We start from the raw sequence: 2,655 nt of genomic DNA on the forward strand, positions 1-2,655 counted from the left end.
AAGTTAAGACTATTAAAACGTTGTCCATAGAGTCTTTCTTGCCAACGACAGTATCAATTTCAAAGTGCCCAATTTCAGAACGACTATCAATTTCTTTGTAGGCTTGAATTTGTCCACGCTCTTGAATCGTTAAATGAGTTCCTTTTTGAGGGTGATTTATTACAATTTGTGTGTTATCATTAACCAATGTCATAAGTACTTTACCGTGCCTTTCATTTGTTTTATTTGGTTATTTTATGATAACACGGCAAATGCTTATGGCATTTTTTTATTTTACTAGGTGGCTAACTTAATTTTACAGTTTGCCTAGTTGAAAAAAGTTAAAAATATTAAAATTAGGTATATTACACCTCGTGTTATTATTTTTGCTTGATGGTTTTTATTAATGCTTTTGTTAATCATATTAACTGTGTATGTGTTTTATTTTGAATTTGGGAGAAGATTATATGTTGAAAAGTAATTTAAAAAAAGATGTTACTGCAATTTTTATTTTTCTTATTTCTTGTAGTATAGTAATGCTACCGTTTATTCACAGCGGAACACTTCATGCTGGTGTAGATATGTCATTTCATTTAAATAGAATTTATGATTTATATAAAAATATTCAAAATGGAAATGCTTTTTCGTACATAAGTACGTACAGCTTTAATCAATTGGGTACATTTGTTAATATGGTTTATGGTTTCTTACCATTATATCCAATGGCTATATGTATGATTATATTTAAAAATCCTATTGAGGCTGTTTATATGGGAATATTATTCTTTATGTGGATTTCGATGATTATTTCCTATATGATGGGCATAAAATTTTGGGGTTCTAGGAAGAAGAGTCTCATTTTTGCATTTTTATATATTTTTTCAGAGTATACTTTTAATTGGTGGTTTAAAACTTTTGGTTTAGGACAAGTGATTGCATGTTCTTTCTTGCCATTAATATTTTATGGATTATATAGCATTTTCTATAACGACAAAAAAGAATGGTATTTTTTATCGTTAGGGATGATAGGTGTTATTTATACTCATATCTTGAGTGTCATGATTTATTCTATTGTCATTTTTTTTGTATTAGTACTAATAACTATTAGTGATTGGCAGCGAACTATTAAGAATATTAAATACTTAGTATATGCGATAATGTCAAGTTTTTTAGCAACATTATTTTACTGGGTAACATTATTATCTGCGTATGGATATGATATATCAACGACTAAAGAAGTAGATATATCAACAGCTGGGATAAAATTTGGTGATTCAATTATGAATGCATTAAATTCTGGTGATTCCTTGGGCCCTTTGATTGTAGTAGTAACGATTATGGGGATAGGTGTTTGGAAAAAACAGTCGAAGATGAATAAAGTGATAATTATTTTAGGTATTTTTTCTTTTTGTGCGACAACTACGTTATTTGATGTTGCATGGAATTTTCTGAATAATACACCTATAAAAGCTATTCAATGGCCAGGACGTATTTTGATGATATCTAATTTTTTCTTAGCCGTGTCATCTGTGGATACATTTGAAATATTAGTTGGTAAAAGTCGAAGAGTTTTAAAGTATTTTGTAGTTTGTTCAGGGGTTATATTTCTAAGCTTAAGTTCAGTGTATACTTTACTTAATACGAGAAAAAACCAAACTATTATAGACTATAATCCAACCTCAAAAAGAGTAGCACCGTTTAGCGACTATCAACTTACTTCTACTAAGGGATTTAAATATTTTGTGACAGGCTATAATGTTGGAGTTGGATCTAGTGACTATTGGCCAAAAGTGGATATCGGTAACGCTAAAATTCAAGAAGATTTACGTAATCACATTGCATATGTAGGTAATAAGAGTACAAAATTAAAGTATAAAAGCATACCTAACGGGATTGAATATATGTTGAACACGAATAAATCGGGTGTAGATGTTGATCTTCCTTTTTTTAACTATGGTAATTATAGTGTAGAAGCTAATGGGGAAAAGATAACATATTACAAAACAAAAAGATCTACAATTGGCATTAGAATTTTAAAAAAGGGAACAAACGAAATCAAAATAGTTTATCAACCTTCAGAATGTTTTAAGTTTGTAAAATGGATATCGATAGTTACAATATTTTTGATTGTACTCTATGGTATTTCTAATGAGGTGGGGTACATACGTACATTAAGCTCAGCTAATACTGATTTATAAGAGGTGATAATTCTCCATTTTATCCAACTCAAATAGTGTTAACATATGATTGTATGGCTGAAATTGTGAAAAAGCGAAACCATTAAGAGTGATTGCTTATAAAATTATCGCAACTGTTCTTTCGTACAGAAATAGTACTAGATGTTGTTTTTCTAAGTTAGATACGACATTATTTGCGTGGTGCTAGTTGATTTAAGAAAAAACGTTGCTATATCAATATTTATTAAAGATACAACCTAATTTCTGGCACATACTTGGCTATAAACTAATAGGAATATAGCGAAGTTTAAGGGTACCTTTTGCTTAATAAAAAAACAGAAATACCCTAGTATCACTGATTATGTCAATGATACTTAACTAGCACCACGCACATTATGGATAATTGTATCCGAGTTTTATCCATATTCAAAGTTAAATTTGAATGGTCTTGCGTCAAGAAAACGGACAAGTTAAAATGAGATTTTTAACGACTAATCAG

At 29.6% G+C, this 2,655-nt stretch carries 1 protein-coding gene and 1 pseudogene; one reads left to right on the forward strand and one right to left on the reverse strand.

Going from position 1 to position 2,655, the window contains the following annotated elements; genetic code table 11:
• A pseudogene (locus FC36_RS12345) lies at window positions 1-193 on the reverse strand (hypothetical protein); the annotation flags it as partial.
• A 253-nt stretch (window positions 194-446) separates the two neighbouring features.
• Between FC36_RS12345 and FC36_RS07335 the strand changes: the two are divergent.
• A complete protein-coding gene (locus FC36_RS07335; protein ID WP_025021256.1) occupies window positions 447-2,177 on the forward strand; it encodes a 6-pyruvoyl-tetrahydropterin synthase-related protein in 1,731 nt (576 codons plus the stop codon).
• Window positions 2,178-2,655: the final 478 nt, after the last annotated feature.

This window comes from Ligilactobacillus equi DSM 15833 = JCM 10991 (genome assembly GCF_001435735.1).
Lineage (GTDB): Bacteria > Bacillota > Bacilli > Lactobacillales > Lactobacillaceae > Ligilactobacillus > Ligilactobacillus equi.